The sequence below is a fragment of the Shinella sp. 20P9.1.1 genome (assembly GCF_057798995.1).
Window position 1 is genome coordinate 1 of the sequence record NZ_JBYOLC010000012.1, and the last position, 14203, is coordinate 14203.

14 protein-coding genes are annotated in these 14203 nt (G+C 59.2%); 11 read left to right on the forward strand and 3 right to left on the reverse strand.

Going from position 1 to position 14203, the window contains the following annotated elements; translation table 11 throughout:
- The 11 genes from AC27VQ_RS19545 to AC27VQ_RS19595 form a co-directional block, all read left to right on the forward strand.
- Window positions 1-181 (forward strand): hypothetical protein (locus tag AC27VQ_RS19545; RefSeq protein WP_488717595.1); only part of this gene is annotated, 181 nt, incomplete at its 5' end.
- Between the two features lie 526 nt (window positions 182-707).
- The gene (locus tag AC27VQ_RS19550; RefSeq protein ID WP_488717596.1) at window positions 708-1391 is read left to right on the forward strand and encodes a GntR family transcriptional regulator; all 684 of its coding nucleotides are present in this window, start codon (window positions 708-710) and stop codon (window positions 1389-1391) included.
- A 91-nt stretch (window positions 1392-1482) separates the two neighbouring features.
- On the forward strand, window positions 1483-2370 hold the full coding sequence (locus AC27VQ_RS19555; RefSeq protein WP_488717597.1) for an NAD(P)-dependent oxidoreductase: 888 nt from the start codon (window positions 1483-1485) through the stop codon (window positions 2368-2370).
- 105 nt (window positions 2371-2475) lie between these two features.
- Complete coding sequence (locus AC27VQ_RS19560) at window positions 2476-2904, forward strand: carboxymuconolactone decarboxylase family protein (RefSeq protein ID WP_488717598.1); 429 nt, start codon at window positions 2476-2478, stop codon at window positions 2902-2904.
- Between the two features lie 80 nt (window positions 2905-2984).
- The gene (locus AC27VQ_RS19565) at window positions 2985-3368 is read left to right on the forward strand and encodes a hypothetical protein (protein WP_488717599.1); all 384 of its coding nucleotides are present in this window, start codon (window positions 2985-2987) and stop codon (window positions 3366-3368) included.
- A complete protein-coding gene (locus AC27VQ_RS19570) occupies window positions 3365-4261 on the forward strand; it encodes an alpha/beta fold hydrolase (RefSeq protein WP_488717600.1) in 897 nt (298 codons plus the stop codon). The genes AC27VQ_RS19565 and AC27VQ_RS19570 overlap by 4 nt, the downstream gene beginning before the upstream one ends.
- Before the next feature lie 25 nt (window positions 4262-4286).
- A complete protein-coding gene (locus AC27VQ_RS19575; RefSeq protein ID WP_488717601.1) occupies window positions 4287-5453 on the forward strand; it encodes an ABC transporter substrate-binding protein in 1167 nt (388 codons plus the stop codon).
- A 93-nt stretch (window positions 5454-5546) separates the two neighbouring features.
- Window positions 5547-7103: a sugar ABC transporter ATP-binding protein gene (locus tag AC27VQ_RS19580; protein ID WP_488717602.1), complete on the forward strand. Its 1557-nt coding sequence runs from the start codon at window positions 5547-5549 to the stop codon at window positions 7101-7103.
- Window positions 7100-8074 carry an ABC transporter permease gene (locus AC27VQ_RS19585; RefSeq protein WP_488717603.1) on the forward strand — a complete coding sequence of 325 codons (975 nt, stop codon included), beginning with the start codon at window positions 7100-7102 and terminating at the stop codon, window positions 8072-8074. The genes AC27VQ_RS19580 and AC27VQ_RS19585 overlap by 4 nt, the downstream gene beginning before the upstream one ends.
- A 13-nt stretch (window positions 8075-8087) precedes the next feature.
- A complete protein-coding gene (locus AC27VQ_RS19590) occupies window positions 8088-9107 on the forward strand; it encodes an ABC transporter permease (RefSeq protein WP_488717604.1) in 1020 nt (339 codons plus the stop codon).
- Between the two features lie 23 nt (window positions 9108-9130).
- Window positions 9131-10618 (forward strand): NAD-dependent succinate-semialdehyde dehydrogenase, encoded by a 1488-nt coding sequence (locus AC27VQ_RS19595; protein WP_488717605.1) that lies wholly within the window; start codon window positions 9131-9133, stop codon window positions 10616-10618.
- 471 nt (window positions 10619-11089) lie between these two features.
- On the opposite strand, the gene AC27VQ_RS19600 is transcribed toward AC27VQ_RS19595, so the two are convergent.
- Genes AC27VQ_RS19600 through AC27VQ_RS19610 form a run of 3 tightly spaced genes read right to left on the reverse strand, consistent with a single transcriptional unit; the run spans window position 11090 to window position 14108 of the window.
- On the reverse strand, window positions 11090-11965 hold the full coding sequence (locus AC27VQ_RS19600; RefSeq protein WP_488717606.1) for an N-acyl homoserine lactonase family protein: 876 nt from the start codon (window positions 11963-11965) through the stop codon (window positions 11090-11092).
- A gap of 20 nt (window positions 11966-11985) precedes the next feature.
- Window positions 11986-12468 (reverse strand): hypothetical protein, encoded by a 483-nt coding sequence (locus AC27VQ_RS19605; RefSeq protein WP_488717607.1) that lies wholly within the window; start codon window positions 12466-12468, stop codon window positions 11986-11988.
- Window positions 12465-14108 carry a GMC family oxidoreductase gene (locus tag AC27VQ_RS19610; RefSeq protein WP_488717757.1) on the reverse strand — a complete coding sequence of 548 codons (1644 nt, stop codon included), beginning with the start codon at window positions 14106-14108 and terminating at the stop codon, window positions 12465-12467. The genes AC27VQ_RS19605 and AC27VQ_RS19610 overlap by 4 nt, the downstream gene beginning before the upstream one ends.
- Window positions 14109-14203: the final 95 nt, after the last annotated feature.

Here is a 14203-nt window from a genome sequence, read left to right on the forward strand (position 1 = left end):
GCTCCGCCGCCGCATCCCCGCGACGATGAGGTTGGAAAAGGGCGTCGTCGACATACTGACGAAGAACAACGGCGAGGCGGGCGTTCTTGTAAACCTTCACCTGCTCCGCCGACGGTTCCGCTTCCCCAGACAGGTGGAACACAATATCAAAAACGGTTTGCACAAGGTTGCAGGGCTATGAAACACGGTCGAGTAGTCCCTTTGAAATGAACCAAAATTAGTCGACAAGTCCCGACTACTCATTCGTTTTCCGAACGCTAGAGGAACCGAAGAGGGTTTAAGTTCACATCCTGCCTATGCACCGCGAAAGAGCCTAGCTACCGATAACATTCATTATTGGAAGTCAGGCAGGAGGCAGATCACGAGGGGCATTCCAAGGCGGCGGGCCGTCAGTCCCGAGCAGGGTTTCATCCTCGCGGATACACCAAAGCCGTTGCAGCATCGGGTGGCTTCTGGCTGACCGCCGCCAAGGGCATCGGCCTGTCCCCCGACGACTGCGCTGGCGGCCTCCCTGGTCAAGGCTTTTATGGCTCCTGCTACATAACTCCGCGTTTTCGTATCTGAAATGGTGTTCGAACCTACCACTTGAGGTCACGTGGCATTTTTGATTACCTGCTGTCAGACAATCCACATTGATATCCGGCGCGAATATCGCCATATGTATAATAAGATTTGGCGCGGCTTGGGCCGCTTATTGGTGGCGGGCGATGCAGACAGACCTACAGATCACGAGACAAAGCGCGACGCTGCGTGTGAAAGTCGAAGAGACTCTCCGTCAGGCGATCGCAAACGGACGGTTCAAGCCGGGCCAGCGCTTGGTCGAGCGGGAGTTGTGCGAGATGCTCGGCGTCGGCAGGACTTCGGTACGCGAGGCACTGCGCCAGCTCGAAGCCGAGGGCATCATTACGAGCTACCCCCACAAGGGGCCGGTTGTCAGCACAATCACTTATGAAGAAGCTGAACAACTTTACACTGTTCGGGCTCTCCTTGAGGGGTTTGCGGGCCAACAGTTCGCCGAGCACGGCACCGCCGCCGATATCGCCACCCTTCAGGCAGCCGTCGTTGAATTTGAAGCCGCTGCGGCGAGTGGTGTGGGCACACGCTTAATCGACGCCAAGAATGCCTTCTACAACTGTTTGATGGATGGAAGCAAAAACGCCTTCGTCCGGCAGATGCTGACGTCGCTTCATAACCGGATTAATCTTCTCCGGATGACCTCCATGACGCAGCCGGGACGGCTTGCGCACAGCATCGCCGAAATCAAGGACATCGCCGAAGCGATCAAGAATCGCAACGGGCCGTTGGCTGCGGCAGCCTGCAAATTCCATATCGATCAAGCCGCCAAGGTTGCTTTGGAGTACCTGAGAAAGAACGCGGTCAGCGAATCTTAAAGATTTCGATTGACAGATTGTCTGATAATCCGTTTATTGCCTCTCGAAGAAAAGCGGGCGTTTCACTGCTCGTTCGCACTCGGAGGAAGAATTGTCAGCGACAGTCAACGGAACGCGCGTGGCCTTTATAGGGTTGGGCGCGATGGGCCAGCCTATGGCTCAACACCTCATATCTGCCGGCTTCGAGGTCGTCGGTTTCGACCTCTCCCAGGATGCCAGAGCCAAGTTCGTTGATGCGGGTGGCCGCGCTGCCGAAGCGATTTCCGACGCCATGGTCGGAGCCGATTTCGTCATCACCATGTTGCCCAACGGGAAGATCGTGCGGGATGCGCTTTTAAGCGGAAACGCTTATGAAGGTCTCAAGCCGAACGCCGTCGTCATCGACATGAGTTCGTCGGCTCCCAGTGACACCCAGGACCTCGGTGCCGAACTCGCCTCCCGAAATCTCCGGCTTATCGACGCTCCGGTATCCGGAGGCGTAAAACGCGCTGTTTCAGGCACTTTGACGATCATGGTGGGAGGTGCTGACGCAGATATCGACCGGGCCGAATCGCTGTTGAAAGCGGTCGGTCAGCAGGTTTTTCGTACCGGACCGGTCGGGTCTGGCCATGCCATGAAGGCGATCAACAACTTCGTGTCGGGTGCGGGCGTGCTCGCGGCCATAGAGGGCGTTCTTCTCGGCCGCACGTTCGGGCTCGAACCGGACACGATCGTGGACATCCTCAATTCCTCGTCGGGCAAGAACAACGCCACCGAGGTCAAGATGAAGCAATTCATCCTGTCGGAAACGTTTGGATCGGGGTTCGCCCTTGGCCTCATGGCGAAGGACATCCGCATCGCTGCCGACCTAGCGACGACGCTCGGCATGCGCCTCGATGCGCTGGCAAACACGGCAGACGCCTGGGACGCTGCTCAGAAGGCCTTGGGCCCCTCCGAGGATCATACGCGCATTATCCGTTACGTCGAAGAGCACATTTGAACACCAGTTAACGCGATGTCTCACTTCGTGCATCAAGAAAGATTGACAGATTGTCTGAAAATCTGTTGATTGTGATAGAAACCGAGAGTTAGGGAGCGTTGTCGAATGACCGCAACGGAAGCAGCTAAACTGAAAACCAACGGCAAGGAGCGGCCCATCCCTTCGGAACAGTTCGCTCATGGGCTTGCGACCCGACGGGAAGTTATGGGCGACGCATATGTCGACGCGGCCTTGAGCAAGGCGACTGACTTCACCTGGCCCATGCAGGAACTCGTGACTGAGTATTGCTGGGACAATATCTGGAATCGTCCGGGCCTCGACAGACGTTCGCGCTCGATCCTCAACCTCGGAATGATCTCCGTTCTCAACCGTCCGCACGAGCTCAGAGGACACGTCCGGGGTGCAATCAACAACGGCCTCACCAAAGAGGAAGTGCAGGAAATCTTCCTGCAGGTCGCGATTTATGTCGGCGTACCAGCGGGTATCGACAGCTTCCGTCACGCCCAGGAAGTCTTCAACGAAATGGGCATCTGAATCCGCCGCCGCCGGGGAGTGGTGGCTGTTGTCTGAAGGCGCGGAATCGCCGTCGCCGATTAACCAGGGAGGAGCCGAAATTGGCTATCGATCTCGAGAAGTTCGTAAAGCTCGCGCGGGAGGACTTCGAGTTCAAGCGCGAAACCCGTTATCTCAACGGTATCATCAAGTGTGATTTCCCGACCCGCAGCGTCGCCCTTCATTTTGAGGACGGCAAGATGGTGAATGTCGAAGAGGCAGCTTACGACGACGACAAGTGTAAGATCGTCATCCGCGGCACTGCTGAACAGTGGGACGCGCTTCTCCAGAAGAAGCCCCTCCCGTTCTACCAGTGCCTCCAGTCGTCGAACATCAAGCACGGTCTGCACCTCAGCAACAACAATGAAACCTTCGCGTATCTTCCCGCGCTCAACCGTATGACGAACTTGATGCGCGATGCCCGTCCGGAAGGAGTAGCAGCATGACCAAGCATGATCCGATCACCGGCCGTTACGTCTACCTGACGATCGAAGGAATCGAATACCGCGTCTATTACGAAGAGGCAGGGCAGGGCATTCCGCTCCTCGTCGGGCACACGGCGGGCTCCGACGGCCGCCAGTACCGTCACACGCTCTGCGACGCTGAAGTCACGAAGAACTTCCGCGTCATCGCGTTCGATCTGCCGTACCACGGCAAGTCCCTTCCGCCCTACGGCGTTCGCTGGTGGGAGAAGGAATACAACATGACCAAGAAGTTCATGATGGATTTCCAGCTCGAACTATCGAAGGCCCTCGATCTGGACCGTCCGGTCTACATGGGTAGCTCGATGGGCGGGCATCTCGCCATCGACCTAGCCTCGAACTATCCCGACAACTTCCGTGCGACGATCTCGGTCGAAGGCGCTTTGCGCTCGGCGGCGGAGTACGTGGATGTCGGCATGGCGGGCATCCGCAGGGAATTCGACAATCCGAACGTTAACCGCACCTCCATCGGCGCGGCCATGATGCTCAACATCTCCCCCTACTCGCCGGAAGCCAACGTCCGCGAAATCCAGTGGGAATACAGCTGTGGTGGTCCCGGGGTTTTTGCGGGTGACCTCTACTATTATTACTACGACCACAATGTCTCCGCCGAGGAGGCAAGCAAGATCGATACGTCGAAGTGCATGCTGTACTTCCTGACGGGCGAATACGATCCGAACACCTCTCCGGCCGACACCAAGATCGCCGCCGACCTCGTCAAGGGCAGCAAGTTCTGGACGATGGAAAAGCTTGGGCATTTCCCCGTCACGGAAAACTACGATGAGTTCAGAAAATACCTGCTGCCGATCCTCGAAGAAATTCAGCAGGCATCCGAAACCAAGGCGAAGGTCGCCTGAAAAAGGCTCTGGGAGGAGCAATGCAATGCGAGGTATTTTAACAGGAACGTTGGGGGCGTTGATCGCGGTCAGCGCCTTGGCGACCGCAGCTCATGCCGACGGCGTCGACCAGTTGCCCGCCAGCGAGAAGAAAATCTACGAGATCGTCGATCCGCAGGTTCCGCTCGGTGTAAGCGTCTACAAGGACTTTAAGCCCAAGAAGGGGCCGCCATGGAAAATTGGCTACGCAAGTAGCTACGCAGGCAACACATGGCGTGCGGCGGCTCTCGACGCCGTGATGAACGACTTGCTGCCGCGGTCTAAGGAAGCGGGCCTCGTTTCCGACGTCGTCGTCACGCAGTCCGACCTCAAGGACGCCGTCCAGATTCAGCAGATGCGTCAGATGGTGGACGATGGCGTTGATGCTATCATCATCTGCTGCTCGAACGTCACCGCCCTAAACCAGACGATCGAATACGCCTACAAGGCCGGCGTTCCGGTCTTCTCTTTCTCCGGATATGTGACATCGCCCTATGCGATCAACGGTGCCGCGAACCACGCTCAGGGCGGCGGCGAGATGGCGACCTGGCTGGCCGAAAAAATCGGCAAGAAGGGCAATGTGCTTCTCGTGTCGGGTATCCCCGGCTTTGCCTCTTCAGACAGCTTCGACAAGGCCGCCAAGGAAGCGTTGGCCAAATATCCTGACATCACGATCGTCGGAGAAGTGGCGGGCAAGTGGACGGACCAGGTAGCACAGGTCGAGGTGCAGAAATTCCTGGCGACCAACCCGACGCAGATCGACGGAATATTGACGCAGGGCGCACAGGAAAACGGCGTTTTGAACGCCATGCTTCAGTCGGGCCGTGACATGGTGCCGATCACGCTAGGCGGCGAGGCTTCGGCGGCGTGCTACTGGAGACAGAATCCAGAGTGGATCGACGCCAGCTTCCATATCTGGCCACCGCGTCGCGAGATGCAGCAGATGTGGGAGATCATGCTCCGCACGCTTCAGGGCCAGGGCCCCAAGGTCCAGTCCTTTCTGCGTCCCGTGCTTCCGTACACCATCGACGATGTTCGAGCCGCGATCCCCGAGGATTGCGACCTGAATTCGACAGATTTTGTCGAGCCCAAGGCCGATGGCTGGTTCCCGGCCGACATCGCCGACCAGTACTTTGAGCGTCCCGCCGACCCTTGGCAGGCCGTCGCGAAGTAAACTTGTTCTGCCCGGCGACCAATGTCGCCGGGCAGAACTCTTCCCATGATGGGAAACCGCCCTTTGGCGGACGGTTCGGGTGGGAGGCCTGCGATGGGCAGCGAGATAACAATCAGAATGGTTGACGTCGCGAAGGCGTTCGGCGAGACGAAGGCGCTTAAGAAGTGCGACTTCGAAGCCCGCGCCGGAGAGGTTCACGCCATCGTTGGCGAGAACGGCAGCGGCAAGAGTACGATGGCCAAGATCATGTCGGGGGTTCTGCACCCGGACTCGGGAAAAGTGTCTATCCTTGGCGAGAAGGTGGCGTCGCCGATCGACGCCAAACGAGTAGGCCTGACGACAATCTTCCAGGAGGTCCTTGTTGCCGAGGAAGCCAGCGTATTCGAGAACCTTTACGTCGGACGCGACGGTATTTTCCGCTCGCAATCGACTGGTGACGACCGCCGCGCCGAGGCGCGGGAAATCCTGGCCCGTCTTGTCGGAAAACCCGTCGATCTCGATCAAGTCGTCGGCAGCCTGCCGCTTAGCGTTAAACAGTGGATCGTCATCGCGCGCGCAATCTTGCGCAGGCCGCGCGTTTTGATCCTCGACGAATCCTCGGCCGCACTCGATCTTGACTCGACTATCCGCCTCCATGCGGAAATCGATCGCCTTCGTGCCGAGGGCGCGACTGTCCTGATAGTTACGCACCGGATCGCGGAACTCGTCCGCATAGCAGATCGCGCGACAATCCTTCGTGACGGCATTACCGTCGGTACGCTTGAAAGGCACGAGATAACCGAGGAAAATCTGCTGTCCATGATGACACCCGCGGATCGGCGCGCCAGTGACGTGGCGGAGTACGCCTCGAAGAAAAAGGCACTTACCACTCCTTCGATCCTGACCGCGAGAAATCTGGCAGTGCACAAGTCCGCGGGAATCTTCGATTTCAACCTCCCCAAGGGGAGCATCGTTGGCGTGGCCGGACTTGACGGGCAAGGGCAGGATGCTTTCGTCCGTGCTCTTGCCGGGATCGTCCAACCATTCGGTGGCGAAGTGCTAGTTCGCTCGGTCGACACGGACAAGATGGTCCCCCTGCAGTCGCTCGACGACGCGGCGAGCTTCGGTGTTTCCTATGTCTCCGGAGACCGGAAGCGTGAGGGCATCTTCCCGCAGCAGAGCATCTTCGAAAACCTCGCCATCGGGGTTTACCGAAAGAACCTCGGTCCTTTGGGCGTGATACGGAAGCCAGCGCTCAAGCCGATGTTCAAGCGTGAGGTCGATCGGCTCCGCATCAAGATCGGAAGTCCCTCGAACAAGATAACGTCGCTCTCCGGGGGAAACCAGCAAAAGGTGCTTATCGGTCGCGCTTTTGCCAATGATCCTCAGGTCATTGTGCTCAATGACCCCGCGCGCGGTGTCGACCTCGGTACCAAGCGTGATCTGTACCGGGAACTCCGTCTGTTCGCTGAAAAAGGCGGCAGTGTGATCTACCTGTCGAGTGAGATCGAGGAGTTCATCGGGTTCGCGGACCGGGTGGATGTCTTTTTCGCGGGCACCTTGTTCCGATCCCTCGAGGGTGACGAGATCGCCGAGGAGCCGATCCTCGCTTCGATGTTCGGGAAGTCCAAGAACGCTTCAGTCGATTTCGATCTGGAAAGGACCGCATGATGTCAGCGATCGCAATCCGTCAAGTCACGCAGGACCGGTCTTTGTTCGTCCCCGCAGGGCTTTTCCTCGTTCTCCTTCTCGCCGTCGCCTTCCGGGGGCAGGGGCTGTTCACAAACAACGGCTTGTCCGGGGCCATTCTGGTAGCCACACCACTGATCCTGACCGCACTGGCTATCACACCGATCGTGATGGCGGGCAGGGGAGCCGTAGACCTTTCTGTAGGCCCGCTTATGGGCTTCATCAACGTCACGCTGATCACGTGGCTGGTCGGCAACGGCATCACGAATCCTGTTGCCGTCATCGCCTGGGCGGTCGGATTGGGTGCTGCGTTCCAGTTGATTCAGGCACTCGTGATCATCTACGTCCGCGTTGCGCCGATCATCGTCACCCTGTCCGGGTTCCTCGTCCTCTCCGGCGTCAACCTGATGGTGATGTCTCGCCCGGGCGGCGTCGCGCCCGACTGGATGCTGAGCTGGGGCGCTGGAACGAGCATTTTCTCGCCCGTCCTGCTGCTCCTCGTCGCCGCCTTTGCGCTCTGGGGCATCCTGAGGCGAACAATGTTCTATCGGAACCTACGGATGACGGGGGCCGACGAGCGCATGGCCTATACAAGCGGCGTTCCGGTTGATGTCGTGCGCATCATCGCCCATGTCGTCGGTGGCGCATTCGCGGGTCTGGCGGCTCTGAGCTACACCGCGCTGATCTCTTCCGGCGACCCGACACAGGGCAGCACGTACACGTTGCAGGCAGTCACGGCTCTCGTTCTCGGTGGAGCGAGCCTCTCCGGCGGCCGAGGCGGTGCGCTCGGATCGACGCTCGGCGCTATCAACATGTTCCTCATCTCGTACCTCTTATCCACGTTCAACTTCGGCACGGTTTCCGGGTTTGTCACGCAGATGGCCTTTGGCCTGATCCTTGTCGGATCGCTTCTCGTGAACGTCTTCGTCACAAGCCGCCGCGCCGTCGCGTGAGGGAGCAAGGAAAATGGTTTCCACTGTCATGAACACAGAGAGCAGCGCGGCCCGGAGTTCCAACCCTCTCCGTACGCACAAAAGCATTTCGATCGGGTTCGGTCTCCTCGCATGTCTACTCATACTCGGCGCTTTACTCGTTCCCGGTTTCGTGTCGTCGCAGAATGCGCGCTCTATCCTCCTGCTCGCCGCCTTCCTGGGACTTGCATCTGTTGGGCAGACGCTCTGCGCGCTTGTCGGCGCATTAGACCTCTCTATCCCCTACATTATCGGAGGCGCGAACATCCTGCTTCCAAGCCTTATGGTCGCGGGTATTCCCGCTCCCGTGGCTATGCTCGTCGTCCTCGCTCTTGGTGCGCTCGTGGGGGCAGCCAACGGAGCCCTGAGCTTCAGGCTTCAAGGGCAGGCGCTAATAATGTCGCTCGGTGTGGGCTTCGCGGCGGTTGGAGCGGTCCAGATTTATACCTCGCTTGGATCGCAGTTCGGCGGCACGGTCTTCGCGACCGTCCCCGGATGGCTCCGAAACCTTTCAGCGTTTAACGGAAAGTTCTTTGGTCTACCGTTTCCCCCCGTCATCGTCATCTGGGCGGTCGTCGCCATCGGTCTGGGTTGGATCATGTACAACACCTGGTTCGGCCGGAGCCTATATGCCGTCGGCGGGAACCGTACAGCCGCCGCTCGGCTCGGCATCTCTGAATTCAAGGTCTGGACCGTCATCCACAGCGCCAGCGGCGCGATGTCGGCGATCACCGGAATGCTGCTCCTGGGCTTCTCCGGCGGAGGTTTCGTCGGCGTCGGCGACCCCTACCTGTTCACAACGGTGGCGGCGGTCGTCATCGGCGGCACCTCACTGCTAGGCGGAGCCGGGGGATATGGGGCGACCGTCCTCGGCGTTCTCGTCCTCACAGTCCTGACGTCGCTTCTCGTTGGGCTCGGCTTGAGCTTTCCGGCACAACAAGCGGTCGTCGGACTGCTGATCGTCCCCATGGTCGCGATCTACGCCCGCTCACCGCACATTCGCAATCAGATTTGAACGTTGCACTGAAAGGAATACCCATGGCTATCTCCAGCGCGCTTCTTGATCGCTTGAAAGACCGGACTCTGGTACGCGAGGAAATGCTGGTAGGCGGAAACTGGCAAAAAGCGGGCGTAAGCGGCAAGACGATCAAGGTCCAGAACCCGTCCACCGGAGACGTAATCGCGTCGTTGCCGAGCGCGGGACTTGAGGAGGTCCGTGCCGCCATTGATCTCGCCAAGACCGCCCAGAAGAAGTGGGCGGCGCGCTCCGGCAAGGAACGCGCTGGCATCATGCGGAAATTCTTCGACCTCGTGACGGCGAGCATCGAGGACCTCGCGATTATCTTGACGTCGGAAATGGGTAAGCCTTTGGCCGAGGCGCGCGGCGAGGTCGCTTATGGGGCCTCCTACATCGAATGGTTCGGCGAGGAAGCCAAGCGCGTCTACGGTGACACCATTCCGGGGCATCAGGCCGACAAGCGCCTGATCGTGATCAAGCAGCCCGTCGGCGTCGTGGCTGCCATCGCCCCGTGGAACTTCCCTTCGGCTATGGTCTGCCGGAAGATCGCACCGGCGCTTGCGTCCGGCTGCGCCATCATATTCAAGCCAGCTGCCGAAACGCCGCTTTCTGCTCTTGCTCTTGCTATTCTCGCCGAGCGCGCCGGAGTACCGGGCGGTTTGTTCAGCGTATTGCCGACAGATAACGCCCGAATGTTCGGCGAAGAAGTCTGCTCGAATCCGATAGTCAAGAAGCTGACCTTCACCGGGTCGACCGAAGTAGGCCGTATCCTGATGGCGCAGGGCGCGCAGAAGATCATGAAGCTCAGCCTCGAACTCGGCGGCAACGCTCCGTTCATCGTGTTCGACGACGCTGATCTCGACGAGGCCGTTGATGGGGCTATGCTGTCCAAGTTCCGAAACGCTGGCCAGACTTGCGTCTGCGCCAACCGTCTCTACGTCCAGAGCGGCATCTACGACAGGTTCGTCGAGAAGCTTGCTGCGCGGGTTTCTGCGCTCAAGGTCCTGGACGGTTTCGAAGAAGGAGCCACTATCGGTCCGCTGATCAACGACGATGCGGTTACAAAGCTGTACAGCCACATTGATGACGCCGTCGGCAAGGGTGCGAAGGTCGTAGTCGGAGGCGGACGGGACGAACGGGGTGGAACCTTCGTCCAACCCACCCTTCTCTCTGGAGCCACCAAGGATATGAAGGTTGCGCGCGAGGAGACGTTCGCACCGTTGGCCCCGGTCTTCAAGTTCGAGACAACGGAAGAGGTCATCGAACTCGCAAACGATACCGAGTTCGGTTTGGCCGCATACTTCTATGCCAACGACCTGCGGAATGTCTGGAAGGTCGCTGAGTCCCTCGAATACGGGATGGTCGGCATCAATACGGGCCTCATCTCTACTGAGGTGGCACCCTTCGGCGGCGTCAAGCAGTCGGGCTTCGGCCGCGAGGGCTCGAAGTACGGAATGGATGACTTCCTTTCCATGAAGTACCTCTGCATGGGCGGCATTTCGTCCTGATATCGTGTTCGGCTGCGGAGTAATAGTTCGTAGCCGACATGCTTCTGCTTTGTTCATGGAGAGGCGAATGAGAGACTGTGCAGAAAAGGGCGGAACGTCCCAACCCGATCGGACGTTCAACGAACTCGCCCTTCAAAGCCTGTATGGCACAGCGGGCGACAACGACCAGGAATGGGTCGACCTTGCCGCGAAGGCAAGCATCGAGGGTAGGACTATCCCAGCTCGCCGGAACGTGCCGCGGGTGCCGCGTTAGTCTTCCGCCGATCCCCGGCTACAACAAATGGTTCGATTCGAAAGGTGGATCGCCGACGACTTGCGCTTGCCCCCGGGACTAAACAACTAGGCACGATCATCGCAGGTAACATATGCCACCTGCCGAACTCGCAACTTAGGTAAGCCACCCACAATTAAGACGGGCGAGACCGCTGCCACCGCGGTCCCGCCCGTCATCGCCTTGAGAGGACGTTGCTTCTAAACGTAGGACTTCTGGCCCTCGGCGAGCGCAACCTCGATGAGGTAATGTCCGTTTTTCGTCGTCCTGCTCGGATACATCTTCGTCATCCCTGGCTCGTGAGGGGTGAGGACCCTGCCGATATCAAAGTCTACGGTCTTGAGGATTTCGTGCGTCGCGAACACCAAGTTCGTCTGGCTGCCGAAAGCAAGACCGACCGGAAGGTACACGGGGTCTTCGGGATTGCCTCCGTGCATGTTGTCATGCCGATAGACTAGGTCGCCCGTGTAAGTGAAGACGTCATCGCTCGAGGTCTTTCCGTCGTTGCGGATGATGACGTACTGCGAAGCGGCCGTGTGGGTGTCGCGGGCAACTCTGACGTCGATCCCTGGGAACAGGTTGTCGACATTTCCGTCGATGCCTCGCATCCGTCCCTCGCGAGCCAACTGTACCGCGTAGAGCATGTCGCCGGTGTCGGTAGCGGTCAGTAGCCAACGGAACCGGCGGTCGAGCGCCATAATCGACACCCAGGCCGCAAGTTCGTCCTGCTGGATATGGAACGTCGCGTTGGGGAACAACTCGAGCCCCCCCATGTGGTCGAAATGTGCATGGGTCAGGATAACGTCAGTGATCTCCTCGGGAGAGCATCCGACTTCGGCGAGGACGTCCATGGGCGGGAACCAGTTCTGGACGTTGAAGCGGTCCATGAACTCTTTGCCATGGGACGCGTAGTTGACACCGCAATCCAGGAGGATCGTCTTCCCATGCCCCTTGAGTAGCGTATAGCAGTAGGGGAGCTTCTCGGTTCCCATGTTGTGACGGCCATAGACCAGCGAACTGGTGGGCGCGTCGGGCACCCAGGCAAATTCGAGCATCCAGATAGAGTAGTCCGACAAGGTATCCTCCCGATCCCGGTTTAGTTGACAGTTTGATGAAGCGCGCAGCATGAGTGCTCGAAATCGACGACCACGAACCCCGGCAGGCATTTAGATGCGTTCCGGAGTTCTTCCCAGCCTTCCCTGAGCGGGGCGAGTGGATCGCGGGCACTTGCGGACCCTGAAAGCGTCCGGTCGATGTCCTGCATAGCGGTGGCCAACAATCCGTACGCTTTGCCGAGGTGGCCGTGGAAATGCTGCGACCGGGCTGTCGGAACGAGACCACGAAACTCGTCGTTCCCCGCTTTTACAAGCGCGGCCGCGGCTCGATGGACATCCATGTCGAGGACATGGCGGGACTTTGTGATGGCAAGCAGCACCAGCAGACCCGCCATGCGGTTGGCCGCGCCGTGAAGGTTTTCAAAACAAGCCTGTGCCGAGACCGAATATGAGGCCGTTGCGTCGTCCAGGACCTCGACGACCCTCATAGAGTAGGCCCGCGTCTGTTTAGCGGCGGTCCTCATGCTGCGTGTTCCTCGCGGGTCTCTATTGGGGCCACCTTTCTTCCCAGGATAAGATCGGCGGCTTTCTCCGCGATCATCAGCGTCGACGCATTTGTATTCGCCGAAGGCATAGAAGGCATGATCGAGGCATCGCATACCCTAAGGCCTGCCAGTCCGTGTACGCGAAGTTCTGCGTCCACGACGGTTCCAGGCGAGGATCGGGGTCCCATCCGGGCCGTCCCGATCATGTGGTAGACTGTCGTCCCTTTCTGACGCGCGAAGTCGAGTAATTCGTCATCGCTTTCGAGCGCAGGTGCCGGGGAGGTCTCCGCCTCGATGTATCGATCCAGTGCTCGGGACCGGAACAGTCGGCGGGCGAGCCGCATGCCACCTAGCAAGGCCTTCTGGTCGGTCTCGTGCGCGAGATAGTTCGGCTGGATCACCGGAGCTTCGAAGACATTCGACGATTTCACATGACAAGTGCCGAGGCTTTCGGGACGTTCCTGCCAGATGCCGAGGGTAAGTCCCGGATGCTTGTCGAGAAGGCCGACCACGCCTTCACGGAAGCTCGCCGGAGCACATGCGAACTCAAGGTCTGGGCGCGCAAGGGCAGCGTCGGATTTCCAGAAGATGTGGACGAGCGAGGGACTGACGGCGAGGATACTGGGTCTTCCCAAAGCCCAACGCGCGATCTGTCCGAGCAGGGCGGGCCCGTGGGCGACATCGTTTATCGTCTTCGAACCCTTGACCTTCGCCACCATGCGGACGGCATAGTGATCGCGGAGGTTATTTCCGACGCCTGCCAGTTCATGGAAAACACCGATCCCGGCGCGTTGGAGAATGTCGGACGGTCCGACACCTGAAAGCTGTAGAAGTTTTGGCGTGTTCAGCGCGCCTGCTGTCAGGATGACCTCCTTCGCCGCGCGGACTTCCTGCGGGGAGCCGCCCGGCCCGCCCACCAGGTAGTTGATCCCGACCGCCCTCGTGCCTTCGAAGACAATCGATGTCGCCTGGCAGTTCGTGCGGACGTCCACATTGCCTCGCTTGATCGCCTTGCTGAGGAACGCTTTCGCCGAGCTGTGACGGAATCCCTTGTAGATTGTCCGTTGAAAGAATCCCGCGCCGTCCTGCTTCGCGCCGTTGTGGTCGGGGTTGCGCGGAATGCCCAGTTCGACGGCGGCGTCGATCAGCGCGTCGCTCACCGGATGGTGCCAGTCGAGGTCGGTGATCGGCAGTTCGCCGTCACGCCCGCGGTATCGCTCGTCGGCGTCGCCGACACGTCGCTCCGAGCGCTTGAAATACGGAAGGATTTCCCCGTAGCTCCATCCGGGGTTTCCCTCGGCAGCCCAGTTATCGTAGTCGACCGCTTGTCCCCGGACGTAGTTGAGACCGTTGATAGAACTCGATCCCCCGAGCACACGTCCTTGAGGGAGGGAGAAGCTGCGGTTGTTGGTGCTCGGGTTCGGTTCGGACTTGAAGTTCCAGGTGAGCTTCTTGCTGTAGATATTCTTGATGTAGCCCGCGGGGATGTGGATCATCGGATTGATGTCCCTGGGGCCGGCCTCCAGGAGGCATACCTTGAAACCTGCCTCGCTCAGACGGTTCGTGATGACACATCCCGACGTCCCGCCTCCGACGACGACGAAGTCGAACGTCTCCAGTCCATTACGCATGTTTGCCACTACTCCTCCAAGTGCAAAAGCATCCTCAAAGCTGCGACGTCGCCGCGGCCACCACCAATCGTTCGTAGAAAATT

Coding starts and splice junctions, on each gene's coding strand:
- AC27VQ_RS19595 (WP_488717605.1), top strand. CDS start 9,131: ATGGCTATCTCCAGCGCGCTTCTTGATCGCTTGAAAGACCGGACTCTG.
- AC27VQ_RS19550 (WP_488717596.1), top strand. CDS start 708: ATGCAGACAGACCTACAGATCACGAGACAAAGCGCGACGCTGCGTGTG.
- AC27VQ_RS19585 (WP_488717603.1), top strand. CDS start 7,100: ATGATGTCAGCGATCGCAATCCGTCAAGTCACGCAGGACCGGTCTTTG.
- AC27VQ_RS19560 (WP_488717598.1), top strand. CDS start 2,476: ATGACCGCAACGGAAGCAGCTAAACTGAAAACCAACGGCAAGGAGCGG.
- AC27VQ_RS19570 (WP_488717600.1), top strand. CDS start 3,365: ATGACCAAGCATGATCCGATCACCGGCCGTTACGTCTACCTGACGATC.
- AC27VQ_RS19575 (WP_488717601.1), top strand. CDS start 4,287: ATGCGAGGTATTTTAACAGGAACGTTGGGGGCGTTGATCGCGGTCAGC.
- AC27VQ_RS19590 (WP_488717604.1), top strand. CDS start 8,088: ATGGTTTCCACTGTCATGAACACAGAGAGCAGCGCGGCCCGGAGTTCC.
- AC27VQ_RS19605 (WP_488717607.1), bottom strand. CDS start 12,468: ATGAGGACCGCCGCTAAACAGACGCGGGCCTACTCTATGAGGGTCGTC.
- AC27VQ_RS19580 (WP_488717602.1), top strand. CDS start 5,547: ATGGGCAGCGAGATAACAATCAGAATGGTTGACGTCGCGAAGGCGTTC.